Source organism: Paraburkholderia rhizosphaerae, from assembly GCF_004366595.1.
GTDB classification, from domain to species: Bacteria; Pseudomonadota; Gammaproteobacteria; order Burkholderiales; family Burkholderiaceae; genus Paraburkholderia; species Paraburkholderia rhizosphaerae.
Map to the genome: position 1 here is coordinate 1 of NZ_SORE01000041.1, position 14,135 is coordinate 14,135.

The 14,135-nt window shown below is 59.9% G+C and carries 9 protein-coding genes and 4 tRNA genes; all 13 read left to right on the forward strand.

The annotated features are described in order from the left end of the window. The first annotated feature begins 185 nt into the window (after nt 1-185). The 13 genes from BX592_RS31670 to rpoC all read left to right on the forward strand — a co-directional run bounded on the left by BX592_RS31670 (nt 186) and on the right by rpoC (nt 14,107). Nucleotides 186-271, forward strand: a tRNA-Tyr gene (locus tag BX592_RS31670). A 39-nt stretch (nt 272-310) separates the two neighbouring features. Then, nucleotides 311-384: transfer RNA gene (locus BX592_RS31675), tRNA-Gly, on the forward strand. A gap of 12 nt (nt 385-396) precedes the next feature. Beyond that, nucleotides 397-471 (forward strand) — tRNA-Thr (locus tag BX592_RS31680). 67 nt (nt 472-538) lie between these two features. Next, complete coding sequence (gene tuf, locus BX592_RS31685) at nt 539-1,729, forward strand: elongation factor Tu (protein WP_134197232.1); 1,191 nt, start codon at nt 539-541, stop codon at nt 1,727-1,729. Between the two features lie 64 nt (nt 1,730-1,793). Beyond that, nucleotides 1,794-1,869 (forward strand) — tRNA-Trp (locus tag BX592_RS31690). Between the two features lie 33 nt (nt 1,870-1,902). Next, nucleotides 1,903-2,283 (forward strand): preprotein translocase subunit SecE, encoded by a 381-nt coding sequence (gene secE, locus BX592_RS31695; protein WP_134197233.1) that lies wholly within the window; start codon nt 1,903-1,905, stop codon nt 2,281-2,283. Between the two features lies 1 nt (nt 2,284). Then, nucleotides 2,285-2,842 (forward strand): transcription termination/antitermination protein NusG, encoded by a 558-nt coding sequence (gene nusG / locus BX592_RS31700; protein WP_026121916.1) that lies wholly within the window; start codon nt 2,285-2,287, stop codon nt 2,840-2,842. A 148-nt stretch (nt 2,843-2,990) separates the two neighbouring features. Continuing rightward, complete coding sequence (rplK, locus tag BX592_RS31705; protein ID WP_134197234.1) at nt 2,991-3,422, forward strand: 50S ribosomal protein L11; 432 nt, start codon at nt 2,991-2,993, stop codon at nt 3,420-3,422. Continuing rightward, entirely contained in the window at nt 3,423-4,121 is a 699-nt protein-coding gene (rplA, locus tag BX592_RS31710; protein WP_134197235.1) for a 50S ribosomal protein L1, read from the forward strand. It abuts the gene before it with no gap. A gap of 307 nt (nt 4,122-4,428) precedes the next feature. After that, complete coding sequence (rplJ, locus tag BX592_RS31715; RefSeq protein ID WP_134197236.1) at nt 4,429-4,926, forward strand: 50S ribosomal protein L10; 498 nt, start codon at nt 4,429-4,431, stop codon at nt 4,924-4,926. Nucleotides 4,927-4,989: 63 nt separating this feature from the next. Next, nucleotides 4,990-5,367 (forward strand): 50S ribosomal protein L7/L12, encoded by a 378-nt coding sequence (rplL, locus tag BX592_RS31720; RefSeq protein WP_134197237.1) that lies wholly within the window; start codon nt 4,990-4,992, stop codon nt 5,365-5,367. Between the two features lie 367 nt (nt 5,368-5,734). Beyond that, nucleotides 5,735-9,841: a DNA-directed RNA polymerase subunit beta gene (rpoB, locus tag BX592_RS31725; RefSeq protein WP_134197238.1), complete on the forward strand. Its 4,107-nt coding sequence runs from the start codon at nt 5,735-5,737 to the stop codon at nt 9,839-9,841. A 21-nt stretch (nt 9,842-9,862) separates the two neighbouring features. After that, nucleotides 9,863-14,107, forward strand: coding sequence for a DNA-directed RNA polymerase subunit beta' (gene rpoC, locus BX592_RS31730; protein WP_134197239.1), 4,245 nt, complete (start codon nt 9,863-9,865; stop codon nt 14,105-14,107). Nucleotides 14,108-14,135 lie beyond the last annotated feature (28 nt).

A 14,135-nucleotide genomic window follows, 5' to 3' on the forward strand; every position in this document is an offset into this window, starting at 1 on the left:
ATAGTGCGGATCCCCGTGTGAAAGTAGGTAATCGTCAGGCTCCCCAGCAGCACACCGCAAACCCCGCCACCAGGCGGGGTTTCGGCGTTTACGGCAGACGCTGAATAAGTGAGGGCTGTTCGAGGCGAAGCTCCGGCATGTATTGACAATGCTCGGTAGTTCCCCCATAATCATCAGTTCTCTGCGGAGGGGTGCCCGAGTGGCTAAAGGGGGCAGACTGTAAATCTGTTGGCTTACGCCTACGTTGGTTCGAATCCAACCTCCTCCACCAGAATAAAGCTGAGCAGTAGTCGGGAATCGATAGATCCTTGCGGGTGTAGCTCAATGGTAGAGCAGAAGCCTTCCAAGCTTACGACGAGGGTTCGATTCCCTTCACCCGCTCCAGCAAGAAGCATTGCCCATGTGGCTCAGTGGTAGAGCACTCCCTTGGTAAGGGAGAGGTCGGCAGTTCGATCCTGCCCATGGGCACCAGCAGGTGTCGGTGATTGATTGTTTGCGCCCCGCGCAACGTACGGATAAACCCTCTTAGGAGTCGAAAATGGCCAAAGGTAAGTTTGAGCGGACCAAGCCGCACGTGAACGTGGGCACGATCGGTCACGTTGATCACGGCAAGACCACGCTGACGGCGGCGATCACGACGGTGCTGACCGCGAAGTTCGGCGGGGAAGCGAAGGCGTACGACCAGATCGACGCGGCGCCGGAAGAAAAGGCGCGCGGCATCACGATCAACACGGCGCACGTGGAGTACGAGACGGCGAACCGCCACTACGCACACGTTGACTGCCCGGGTCACGCGGACTACGTGAAGAACATGATCACGGGTGCGGCGCAGATGGACGGCGCAATCCTGGTGTGCTCGGCCGCTGACGGCCCGATGCCGCAAACGCGCGAGCACATCCTGCTGGCGCGTCAGGTGGGCGTGCCGTACATCATCGTGTTCCTGAACAAGTGCGACATGGTGGACGACGCGGAACTGCTCGAGCTGGTGGAAATGGAAGTGCGCGAACTGCTGTCGAAGTACGACTTCCCGGGCGACGACACGCCGATCATCAAGGGTTCGGCGAAGCTGGCGCTGGAAGGCGACAAGGGCGAGCTGGGCGAAGTGGCGATCATGAACCTGGCCGACGCGCTGGACACGTACATCCCGACGCCGGAGCGCGCGGTGGATGGCGCGTTCCTGATGCCGGTGGAAGACGTGTTCTCGATCTCGGGTCGCGGTACGGTGGTGACGGGTCGTGTCGAGCGTGGCGTGATCAAGGTTGGCGAGGAAATCGAGATCGTCGGGATCAAGCCGACGGCGAAGACGACGTGCACGGGCGTGGAAATGTTCCGCAAGCTGCTCGACCAGGGTCAGGCGGGCGACAACGTGGGTATCCTGCTGCGCGGCACGAAGCGTGAAGACGTGGAGCGTGGCCAGGTGCTGGCCAAGCCGGGTTCGATCACGCCGCACACGCACTTCACGGCTGAAGTGTACGTGCTGAGCAAGGATGAGGGCGGTCGTCACACGCCGTTCTTCAACAACTACCGTCCGCAGTTCTACTTCCGTACGACGGACGTGACGGGCTCGATCGAGCTGCCGAAGGACAAGGAAATGGTGATGCCGGGCGACAACGTGTCGATCACGGTGAAGCTGATTGCGCCGATCGCGATGGAAGAAGGTCTGCGTTTCGCCATCCGTGAAGGTGGCCGTACCGTCGGCGCCGGTGTCGTCGCCAAGATCATCGAGTAAGCCAGCCAGTTCTCGTTGATCGGTTGTTTTCGGGGTTGGCGATGTCGTCAACCCCAAATGGTTTAGGGGTATAGCTCAACTGGCAGAGCGTCGGTCTCCAAAACCGAAGGTTGGGGGTTCGATTCCCTCTGCCCCTGCCAATTCTCGCGTCAATGTGACGTTTGTAAGGTGTTATGGCGAATCCATCCGTCGAAACTGTAAATACGTCCGGTGACAAGCTGATGCTGGTTGTCGGCGTATTGTTGGTCGTGGCCGGGTTCGTGGGGTTCTTCTGGCTCAACGGCCAGGAATGGTACGTTCGCGGTGCGGCCTTGGCCGTTGGTTTGATCGCGGGCGTCGCAGTCGGTCTCCTTTCAGCGCCTGGCAAGGGTTTTATCGCGTTCGCCAAGGACTCATATAAAGAGGTCCGCAAGGTAGTGTGGCCGACTCGTAAAGAGGCGAGCCAAACGACCCTTGTCGTCTTCGGGTTCGTGTTAGTCATGGCGCTATTTCTTTGGATTTGTGACAAATCCATAGAATGGGCGATTTTCTCGGCGATTCTGGGTTGGAAATGATATGAGCGATACGCCGGCATCCCCGAGTGGAAAACGTTGGTACGTCGTGCACGCCTACTCCGGAATGGAGAAGAGCGTGCAGCGTGCGCTTCAGGAGCGCATCGAGCGGGCTGGCATGCAAGATAAGTTCGGCCAGATCCTTGTTCCGACGGAAGAGGTAGTTGAAGTAAAGGGTGGTCATAAGTCGGTGACGGAGCGTCGGTTTTTTCCGGGCTACGTCCTCGTCGAGATGGAGATGACCGATGAAACGTGGCACCTGGTCAAGAACACGGCCAAGGTCACCGGGTTCGTCGGGGGCGCACGTAACCGCCCGAGTCCGATTTCGCCGCGCGAGGTCGAAAAAATCATGTCGCAGATGCAGGAAGGCGTCGAGAAGCCGAGGCCAAAGACCCTGTTCGAAGTCGGCGAGATGGTTCGCGTGAAAGATGGCCCATTCACTGACTTCAACGGTAGCGTTGAAGAAGTCAACTACGAAAAGTCGCGAGTTCGCGTTTCTGTCACCATTTTCGGTCGTGCGACACCGGTTGAACTGGAATTCGGACAGGTTGAGAAGTTGTAATCAGTTCCAGCGGATCGCGCCAATGGCGCGATCCGCGTTTCGCGCTTACGGCTCGCGTAATGGCCGTTGAGGAGCGTCAGTAGCTGAAGTTGGCGAACGCGCGCTACTACTCACTGAACGCACACGCGTTCCCACGAGGTTTGCAAATATGGCAAAGAAAATCGTCGGCTTTATCAAGCTGCAGATTCCTGCAGGTAAAGCCAATCCGTCGCCGCCGGTCGGCCCGGCATTGGGTCAGCGCGGCCTGAATATCATGGAGTTCTGCAAGGCGTTCAACGCACAGACTCAAGCGATGGAACCGGGTCTCCCGATTCCCGTCGTTATCACCGCCTTCGCTGACAAGAGCTTCACGTTCGTCCTCAAGACGCCGCCGGCCACGGTTCTGATCAAGAAGGCTGCGAAGGTCGACAAGGGCTCGAGCAAGCCGCACACGGACAAAGTCGGCAAGATCACCCGTGCGCAAGCTGAAGAAATCGCCAAAACGAAGATGCCGGACCTCACCGCAGCCGATATGGACGCAGCGGTTCGTACCATCGCTGGCAGCGCCCGCTCGATGGGCATCACCGTGGAGGGCGTGTAAATGGCTAAGCTTTCAAAGCGTCTGCAGGCATTCGCAAACAAGGTTGATCGTCAAAAGCTGTACCCGATCAACGATGCTCTGTCGCTGGTTAAAGAATGTGCGAGCGCGAAATTCGATGAGTCGATCGACGTTGCGGTGCAACTCGGCATCGACGCGAAGAAGTCGGACCAGGTCGTTCGCGGCTCGGTAGTCTTGCCGTCGGGTACCGGTAAGTCAGTGCGCGTGGCGGTTTTCGCGCAAGGCGAAAAGGCTGAACAGGCACGTGCCGCCGGCGCCGAGATCGTTGGTATGGAAGACCTCGCCGAGCAAGTGAAGGCGGGTAACCTGAACTTCGACGTGGTCATCGCCTCTCCGGACACGATGCGCGTGGTCGGTACACTGGGTCAAATCCTCGGTCCCCGCGGCCTGATGCCGAACCCGAAGGTAGGTACGGTGACGCCGGACGTGGCGACTGCCGTGAAGAACGCAAAGGCCGGTCAAGTGCAGTTCCGTGTTGACAAGGCAGGCATTATCCACGCAACGATCGGTCGTGCTTCGTTCGAACCCGCAGCGCTGCGCAGCAACCTCGACGCACTTGTCGAAGCGCTGCAAAAGGCGAAGCCGGCGACGAGCAAGGGCGTGTATCTGCGTAAGATCGCGCTGTCGAGCACGATGGGCGTGGGCGTGCGCGTCGACCAGACGTCGCTGGCCGCGCAGTAAAGAGTTTGGCGCTTCCGAGCCAGTGAGGGCGGAAGCGCGTGAAGGGCTTTGGGCGGTCGCAAGCTGAGCGGTAAGCAGCGAGTGACCGGTTGTCAAAGACCGTTGGTGGGAGCGCAGCAATCGGGCGTGACCTTAATTCAAGCCAACGCAGATGGCGAACCCGAAAAGGTTTTGTGGTGATGAAGCCGTTAGGCACCCTCGGTGACGGGAGTGTCGGGCGGTCGAAATACTCCTTGACTGGTCGGACGCCGTTGTTGAACGCGGTGCACGAAGCGCAAGTGAAGTGCACCGAATCTGGAGGTTAACCGTGCCACTGAACAAAGAAGGTAAGCAGGCCGTCGTGGCTGAGGTTTCCGCGCAAGTCGGGAAAGCTCAGACCATCGTTCTGGCCGAGTATCGTGGGATCACGGTTGGCGATCTGACCAAGCTGCGCGCGAAAGCGCGCGAGCAGAAGGTGTACCTGCGCGTTCTGAAGAACACGCTGGCGCGTCGCGCTGTCGAGGGTACTCCGTTTGCTCCGCTGGCTGAGCAGATGACCGGTCCTCTGATCTACGGCATCTCTGAAGATGCGATTGCCGCCGCTAAAGTCGTCAACGAATTTAGCAAAGGCAATGAGAAGTTGATCATCAAGGCTGGTTCCTACGAAGGCAAGGTGATGGACAAGGCTGGCGTACAAGCGCTGGCCAACATCCCGAGTCGCGAGGAACTGCTCTCCAAGCTGTTGTTCGTTATGCAAGCACCTGTTTCTGGCTTTGCGCGCGCATTGGCTGCGCTGGCTGAAAAGAAGCAGGGCGAAGCTGCCTAACGTACTTCAGCCGGGCGTAAAGGATCGCTGGCTGTATCCGAATTCAATCTAGGAGTATTTCAAATGGCAATCGCAAAAGAAGACATCCTCGAAGCCGTAGGCTCGATGTCGGTTCTGGAACTGAACGAACTGGTCAAGGCGTTCGAAGAGAAGTTTGGCGTATCGGCTGCTGCTGTCGCAGTTGCGGGCCCGGCGGGCGCTGGCGGCGGTGCTGCTGCCGTGGAAGAACAAACCGAGTTCACGGTTATCTTGACGGAAACCGGCGCGAACAAGGTGTCCGTAATTAAGGCGGTTCGTGAACTGACGGGCTTGGGCCTGAAGGAAGCGAAGGACCTGGTCGACGGTGCACCGAAGCCAGTCAAGGAAGCGGTACCGAAGGCTGCCGCTGAAGAGGCGAAGAAGAAGCTGGAAGACGCAGGCGCGAAGGCTGAAATCAAGTAATTTTCGGCGCGCTATGCGAAGGCTGGCGGTTAAATCACCGCCGGCCTTTTTGTGCTTTGTGGGGACGGCGTTTCCCGCGCTGTTTTTGGCGACAATGTCCCCTAGAAGCCAAAGAAAACCGTCATTTCGTAAGTTAAGTGGCGCTTCTCTTTGTCTTCTGAAGCGACTGCAGAAGGCAAGTTTGGTCGGGCGGCGGGCAACACAGGCATCCGCTGCCGTCAGCCAGCGGTTGGTAGCGGCCAACCACCAAGCTTCTCGGCTCGTTCAAGCCATCGGACGGCCAACGGGTCTCAGTCGGTGAACACTCGGGTTGTCACATCAAGGTATCTCGCCTCGACAACAATGCCCGCCGTGATTCGGAGATCGTATGCAATATTCCTTCACCGAGAAGAAGCGTATTCGCAAGAGTTTCGCGAAGCGCCCCATCGTTCACCAAGTACCTTTCCTGCTGGCCACCCAGCTTGAATCATTCAGCACGTTTCTGCAAGCAGAAGTGCCGGCTACCCAACGCAAGCCTGAGGGTCTGCAGGCCGCGTTTACGTCGGTATTCCCGATTGTTTCTCATAACGGCTTTGCCCGTCTAGAGTTTGTCAGCTACATGTTGTCGCCGCCGGCGTTCAACATCAAGGAATGTCAACAGCGTGGCTTGACGTACTGCTCCGCGCTGCGCGCGAAAGTGCGACTCGTGCTGCTCGACAAGGAGTCGCCGAGCAAGCCTGTCGTCAAGGAAGTCAAGGAGCAAGAGGTGTACATGGGCGAGATTCCGCTCATGACGCCGACGGGCTCGTTTGTGATCAACGGCACTGAGCGCGTGATCGTTTCGCAGTTGCATCGTTCGCCGGGCGTGTTCTTCGAACACGACAAAGGCAAGACGCACAGCTCCGGCAAACTGCTGTTTTCGGCGCGGATCATCCCTTACCGCGGTTCGTGGCTCGATTTCGAGTTCGACCCGAAGGACGTGCTGTACTTCCGCGTCGACCGTCGCCGCAAGATGCCGGTCACGATCCTGTTGAAGGCGATCGGCCTTACGCCGGAACAGATCCTCGCGAACTTCTTCGTATTCGATAATTTCGCGCTGATGCCGGAAGGCGCGCAGATGGAGTTCGTGCCCGAGCGTCTGCGTGGCGAAGTCGCGCGTTTCGACATTAGCGACCGCGACGGCAACGTGATCGTCACGAAGGACAAGCGGATCAACGCGAAGCACATTCGCGACCTCGATAACGCAAAGACGAAATTTATTTCGGTCCCCGAAGATTATCTGCTCGGCCGTGTGCTCGCGAAAAACGTGATCGACGGCGAAACCGGTGAAGTCATCGCGAACGCGAACGACGAAATCACCGAGACGGTGCTCGAGAAACTGCGCGAAGCGAAGATCAAGGACATCCAGACGCTCTACACGAATGATCTGGACCAGGGTCCTTATATCTCGTCGACGCTGCGTATCGACGAAACCGCTGACCGGATGGCCGCGCGTATCGCAATCTATCGGATGATGCGTCCGGGCGAGCCGCCGACCGAAGAAGCGGTCGAAGCGCTGTTCAATCGCCTGTTCTACAGCGAAGACGCGTACGACCTGTCGAAGGTCGGCCGTATGAAGTTCAACCGCCGTGTCGGCCGGGATGAAATCATCGGCCCGATGACGCTGCAGGACGACGACATCCTTGCGACGATCAAGATCCTCGTCGAGCTGCGCAACGGCAAGGGCGAAGTGGACGATATCGACCACCTGGGCAATCGTCGCGTGCGTTGCGTCGGTGAACTTGCGGAGAATCAGTTCCGCGCCGGACTCGTGCGTGTCGAGCGTGCGGTGAAGGAGCGTCTGGGCCAGGCGGAAAGCGAAAACCTGATGCCGCACGACCTGATCAATTCGAAGCCGATTTCGTCGGCAATTCGCGAGTTCTTCGGTTCGTCGCAGCTGTCGCAGTTTATGGACCAGACGAACCCGCTGTCGGAAATCACGCACAAGCGTCGCGTTTCCGCACTGGGCCCGGGCGGTCTGACGCGTGAGCGCGCAGGCTTCGAAGTGCGCGACGTGCACCCGACGCACTATGGTCGCGTGTGCCCGATCGAAACGCCGGAAGGTCCGAACATCGGTCTGATCAACTCGCTGGCGCTGTACGCGCACCTGAACGAATACGGCTTCCTCGAAACGCCGTATCGCAAGGTGACGGACGGCAAGGTGACCGACCAGATCGACTATCTGTCGGCGATCGAAGAAGGCCGTTATGTGATCGCGCAGGCGAACGCCGCGGTGGCAGATGACGGCACGCTGACCGACGAACTGGTGTCGTCGCGTGAAGCGGGCGAAACGCTGATGGTCACGCCGGACCGCATCCAGTACATGGACGTGGCGCCGTCGCAGATCGTGTCAGTTGCTGCGTCGCTGATTCCGTTCCTCGAGCACGACGACGCGAACCGCGCATTGATGGGCTCGAACATGCAGCGCCAGGCGGTGCCGTGTCTGCGTCCGGAAAAGGCGGTGGTCGGTACGGGCATCGAGCGTACGGTCGCGGTCGACTCGGGTACGACAGTGCAGGCGTTCCGCGGTGGTGTGGTCGATTACGTCGACGCAGGCCGTATGGTGATCCGCGTGAACGACGACGAAGCCGTCGCCGGCGACGTCGGCGTGGACATCTACAACCTGATCAAGTACACGCGTTCGAACCAGAACACGAACATCAACCAGCGCCCGATCGTGAAGGTCGGCGACATCGTGTCGCGCGGCGACGTGCTGGCCGATGGCGCATCGACTGACCTCGGCGAACTCGCGCTGGGTCAGAACATGCTGGTCGCGTTCATGCCGTGGAACGGCTACAACTTCGAAGACTCGATCCTGATCTCGGAGAAGGTCGTCGCGGACGATCGCTACACGTCGATCCACATCGAAGAGCTGAACGTGGTCGCTCGCGACACGAAGCTCGGACCGGAAGAAATCACGCGCGATATTTCGAACCTCGCGGAAGTGCAGCTTGGCCGTCTCGACGAGTCGGGCATTGTGTACATCGGCGCGGAAGTCGAAGCAGGCGACGTGCTGGTCGGCAAGGTCACGCCGAAGGGCGAAACCCAACTGACGCCGGAAGAAAAGCTGCTGCGCGCGATCTTCGGCGAGAAGGCGTCCGACGTGAAGGACACGTCGCTGCGCGTGCCGTCGGGCATGAGCGGCACGGTCATCGACGTGCAGGTGTTCACGCGTGAAGGCATCCAGCGCGACAAGCGCGCGCAACAGATCATCGACGATGAACTGAAGCGCTATCGCCTCGACCTGAACGACCAGCTGCGTATCGTCGAAGGCGATGCATTCCAGCGTCTGGCACGCATGCTCGTCGGCAAGGTGGCGAACGGCGGTCCGAAGAAGCTCGCGAAGGGCACGAAGATCGAACAGGCTTACCTCGAAGATCTCGACCACTACCACTGGTTCGACATCCGCCTGGCGGACGAAGATGCAGCGGCGCAGCTCGAAGCCATCAAGGACTCGATCGAACAGAAGCGTCACCAGTTCGATCTCGCGTTCGAAGAGAAGCGCAAGAAGCTCACGCAAGGCGACGAACTGCCGCCGGGCGTGCTGAAGATGGTCAAGGTGTACCTCGCGGTGAAGCGCCGCCTGCAGCCTGGCGACAAGATGGCAGGCCGTCACGGTAACAAGGGCGTCGTGTCGAAGATCGTGCCGATCGAAGACATGCCGTACATGGCGGATGGCCGTCCGGCCGACGTCGTGCTGAATCCGCTCGGCGTGCCGTCGCGGATGAACGTGGGTCAGGTGCTCGAAGTGCATCTGGGTTGGGCCGCGAAGGGTCTCGGCTGGCGTATCGGCGAAATGCTGCAGCGTCAGACGAAGATCGAAGAACTGCGCGCGTTCCTGACCAAGATCTACAACGAGTCGGGCCGTGCGGAAGAAATCGATGGCTTTGGCGACGACGAAATCGTCGAACTGGCGAAGAACCTGCGCGAAGGCGTGCCGTTCGCGACACCAGTGTTCGACGGTGCGACCGAAGACGAGATGTCCAAGATGCTGGACCTCGCGTTCCCGGACGAAATCGCGCAACAGCTCGGTATGACGCAGTCGAAGAATCAGGTGCGTCTGTATGACGGTCGCACGGGTGAGGCATTCGAGCGTCCGGTCACGGTCGGCTACATGCACTACCTGAAGCTGCACCACTTGGTCGACGACAAGATGCACGCCCGTTCGACGGGTCCGTACTCGCTCGTCACGCAGCAGCCGCTGGGCGGTAAGGCGCAGTTCGGCGGTCAGCGCTTCGGTGAAATGGAAGTGTGGGCGCTCGAAGCGTACGGCGCATCGTATGTGCTGCAGGAAATGCTGACGGTCAAATCGGATGACGTGACAGGCCGGACCAAGGTGTATGAGAACCTGGTCAAGGGCGATCACGTGATCGATGCGGGCATGCCGGAATCCTTCAACGTGCTGGTGAAGGAAATCCGCTCGCTCGGTATCGACATCGATCTGGACCGCAACTAATCGGACTACGGAGAGAAAGCAATGAAAGCTCTGCTCGATCTATTCAAGCAAGTCCAACAAGAAGAAGTTTTCGACGCGATCAAGATCGGTCTGGCCTCGCCCGACAAGATCCGGTCATGGTCGTTCGGTGAAGTGAAGAAGCCGGAAACGATCAACTACCGCACGTTCAAGCCGGAGCGGGATGGTCTGTTCTGCGCGAAGATCTTTGGTCCGATCAAGGACTACGAGTGCCTGTGCGGCAAGTACAAGCGTCTGAAGCACCGCGGCGTGATCTGCGAGAAGTGCGGCGTCGAAGTGACGCTCGCCAAGGTGCGTCGTGAACGGATGGGCCACATCGAACTGGCTTCGCCGGTTGCGCACATCTGGTTCCTGAAGTCGCTGCCGTCGCGTCTGGGCATGGTGCTCGATATGACGCTGCGCGATATCGAGCGCGTGCTGTACTTCGAAGCCTATGTTGTGATCGACCCGGGCATGACGCCGCTGAAAGCGCGGCAGATCATGACCGAAGAGGATTACTACAACAAGGTCGAAGAGTACGGTGACGAATTCCGTGCCGAAATGGGCGCGGAAGGGGTGCGTGAACTGCTGCGTGCGATCAACATCGACGAGCAGGTCGAGATGCTGCGCACCGAACTGAAGAACACCGGCTCGGAAGCGAAGATCAAGAAGTACGCGAAGCGCCTGAAGGTGCTCGAGGCCTTCCAGCGTTCGGGCATCAAGCCCGAGTGGATGATTCTCGAAGTGCTGCCGGTGCTGCCGCCGGAACTGCGCCCGCTCGTGCCGCTCGACGGTGGCCGTTTCGCGACGTCCGACCTGAACGACCTGTACCGCCGCGTGATCAACCGTAACAACCGGTTGAAGCGTCTGCTCGAGCTGAAAGCGCCGGAAATCATCGTTCGCAACGAAAAGCGGATGCTGCAGGAAGCCGTCGACTCGCTGCTCGATAACGGCCGTCGCGGCAAGGCGATGACCGGCGCGAACAAGCGTCCGCTGAAGTCGCTCGCCGACATGATCAAGGGTAAGGGCGGTCGCTTCCGTCAGAACCTGCTCGGTAAGCGCGTCGACTACTCCGGCCGTTCGGTGATCGTGGTCGGCCCGACGCTGAAGCTGCATCAGTGTGGTCTGCCGAAGCTGATGGCGCTCGAGCTCTTCAAGCCGTTCATCTTCAACAAGCTCGAAGTGATGGGCGTGGCGACGACGATCAAGGCGGCGAAGAAGGAAGTCGAGAACCAGACGCCGGTGGTGTGGGACATCCTCGAAGAGGTGATCCGCGAGCACCCGGTGATGCTGAACCGTGCGCCGACGCTGCACCGTCTTGGCATCCAGGCGTTCGAGCCGGTGCTGATCGAAGGCAAGGCCATCCAGCTGCACCCGCTCGTTTGCGCGGCGTTCAACGCCGACTTCGACGGTGACCAGATGGCTGTTCACGTTCCGCTGTCGCTTGAAGCGCAGATGGAAGCGCGCACGCTGATGCTCGCGTCGAACAACGTGCTGTTCCCGGCTAACGGCGATCCGTCGATCGTGCCGTCGCAAGATATCGTGCTCGGCCTGTACTACGCGACGCGTGAAGCAGTGAACGCGAAGGGCGAAGGCATGTCGTTCACCGGCGTGTCGGAAGTGCTGCGTGCGTACGAGAACAAGGAAGTCGAGCTCGCGTCGCGGGTCAACGTGCGGATCACCGAAATGGTCCACAACGAAGACACGTCGGAAGGCGCGCCGGCATTCGTGCCGAAGGTCTCGCTGTACGCCACCACGGTCGGCCGTTCGATCCTGTCGGAAATTCTGCCGCCGGGGCTGCCGTTCTCGGTGCTGAACAAGCCGCTGAAGAAGAAGGAAATCTCGCGTCTGATCAATACGGCGTTCCGCCGTTGCGGCCTGCGCGAAACGGTGATCTTCGCCGATCAGCTGATGCAGTCGGGCTTCCGCCTGGCAACGCGCGCCGGTATTTCGATCTGCGTCGACGACATGCTCGTACCGCCGCAGAAGGAAACGATCGTCGGCGACGCCGCGAAGAAGGTGAAGGAATACGACCGTCAGTACATGTCGGGTCTCGTCACCGCGCAGGAGCGCTACAACAACGTGGTCGACATCTGGTCGGCAACGTCGGAAGCGGTCGGCAAGGCGATGATGGAGCAGCTGTCGACGGAGCCGGTCACGGATCGCGACGGCAACGAAACGCGTCAGGAGTCGTTCAACTCGATCTACATGATGGCGGACTCGGGTGCGCGTGGTTCCGCGGTGCAGATTCGTCAGCTGGCCGGTATGCGCGGCCTGATGGCGAAGCCGGACGGCTCGATCATCGAGACGCCGATTACCGCGAACTTCCGCGAAGGCCTGAACGTGCTGCAGTACTTCATCTCGACGCACGGCGCACGTAAGGGCTTGGCCGACACGGCACTGAAGACCGCGAACTCCGGTTACCTGACGCGTCGTCTGGTTGACGTCACGCAGGATCTGGTCGTTGTCGAAGACGATTGCGGCACGTCGCAAGGCGTGGCGATGAAGGCGCTCGTCGAAGGCGGTGAAGTCGTCGAAGCGCTGCGCGACCGGATCCTCGGCCGCGTCGCGGTGGCGGACGTCGTCAATCCGGAAACGCAGGAAACGCTGTACGAATCGGGCACTTTGCTCGACGAAACGGCAGTCGAAGAGATCGAACGTCTCGGCATCGACGAAGTGCGCGTGCGTACGCCGCTCACCTGCGAAACGCGTTATGGTTTGTGCGCATCGTGCTATGGCCGCGACCTCGGTCGCGGCTCGCTGGTGAACGTCGGCGAAGCGGTCGGCGTGATCGCCGCGCAGTCGATCGGCGAACCGGGCACGCAGCTGACGATGCGTACGTTCCACATCGGTGGCGCGGCATCGCGCGCGGCGGTTGCTTCGTCGATCGAAGCGAAGTCGAACGGTACCGTGCGTTTCACGTCGACGATGCGTTACGTCACTAATGCGAAGGGCGAGCAGATCGTCATCTCGCGTTCGGGCGAAGCGATGATCACCGACGATCACGGCCGTGAGCGCGAGCGTCACAAGGTGCCGTACGGCGCGACGCTGCTGCAGCTCGACGGTGCGCAGATCAAGGCGGGCACGCAACTCGCAACGTGGGATCCGATGACGCGTCCGATCATCACCGAGTACGGCGGTACGGTGAAGTTCGAGAACGTCGAGGAAGGCGTGACGGTCGCGAAGCAGATCGACGACGTGACGGGCCTTTCGACGCTCGTCGTGATCGACGTGAAGCGTCGCGGTTCGCAAGCGTCGAAGAGCGTGCGTCCGCAGGTGAAGCTGCTCGATGCCACCGGCGACGAAGTGAAGATTCCGGGTACCGAGCATGCGGTGCAGATCGGCTTCCAGGTCGGCGCGCTGATTACCGTGAAGGACGGTCAGCAGGTTCAGGTCGGTGAAGTGCTTGCACGTATCCCGACCGAATCGCAGAAGACCCGCGACATTACCGGTGGTCTGCCGCGTGTGGCCGAGCTGTTCGAAGCACGTTCGCCGAAGGACGCGGGTATCCTCGCGGAAGTTACGGGTACGGTGTCGTTCGGTAAGGACACGAAGGGCAAGCAGCGTCTCGTCATCACGGACCTCGAAGGCAATCAGCACGAGTTCCTGATCGCGAAGGAAAAGCAGGTTCTGGTGCACGATGGTCAGGTCGTCAACAAGGGCGAAATGATCGTCGACGGACCGGCGGATCCACACGACATCCTGCGTCTGCAGGGCGTCGAGGCGCTGTCGCGTTACATCGTGGACGAAGTGCAGGACGTGTACCGTCTGCAGGGCGTGAAGATCAACGACAAGCACATTGAAGTGATCGTGCGTCAGATGCTGCGTCGCGTGCAGATCTCCGATAACGGTGATACGCGTTTCATCCCGGGCGAACAGGTCGAGCGGTCGGACATGCTCGATGAGAACGACAAGATGAACGCGGAAGACAAGCGTCCGGCAACGTACGAGAACGTGCTGCTGGGTATCACGAAGGCGTCGTTGTCGACCGATTCGTTCATCTCCGCGGCGTCGTTCCAGGAAACGACTCGCGTGCTGACCGAGGCGGCGATTATGGGCAAGCGCGACGATCTGCGTGGCCTGAAGGAAAACGTGATCGTCGGTCGTCTGATTCCGGCCGGTACCGGTCTTGCGTTCCACAAGGCGCGCAAGAGCAAGGAAATGTCGGATCGCGAGCGTTTCGATCAGATCGCAGCCGAAGAGGCCTTCGAATTCGGTACGCCGGAAAACCCGGCTGCCGAGCAACAAGCGCCTCATACCAACGAGTAATGGCGGGCGGCGGGAGCCGCTTCGCTTG

What these genes read in the sequence shown, in the direction of transcription:
- secE (WP_134197233.1), top strand. Translation starts at nt 1,903, where the DNA reads ATGGCGAATCCATCCGTCGAAACTGTAAATACGTCCGGTGACAAGCTG.
- nusG (WP_026121916.1), top strand. Translation starts at nt 2,285, where the DNA reads ATGAGCGATACGCCGGCATCCCCGAGTGGAAAACGTTGGTACGTCGTG.
- rpoB (WP_134197238.1), top strand. Translation starts at nt 5,735, where the DNA reads ATGCAATATTCCTTCACCGAGAAGAAGCGTATTCGCAAGAGTTTCGCG.
- rplL (WP_134197237.1), top strand. Translation starts at nt 4,990, where the DNA reads ATGGCAATCGCAAAAGAAGACATCCTCGAAGCCGTAGGCTCGATGTCG.
- rplA (WP_134197235.1), top strand. Translation starts at nt 3,423, where the DNA reads ATGGCTAAGCTTTCAAAGCGTCTGCAGGCATTCGCAAACAAGGTTGAT.
- rplK (WP_134197234.1), top strand. Translation starts at nt 2,991, where the DNA reads ATGGCAAAGAAAATCGTCGGCTTTATCAAGCTGCAGATTCCTGCAGGT.
- tuf (WP_134197232.1), top strand. Translation starts at nt 539, where the DNA reads ATGGCCAAAGGTAAGTTTGAGCGGACCAAGCCGCACGTGAACGTGGGC.
- rpoC (WP_134197239.1), top strand. Translation starts at nt 9,863, where the DNA reads ATGAAAGCTCTGCTCGATCTATTCAAGCAAGTCCAACAAGAAGAAGTT.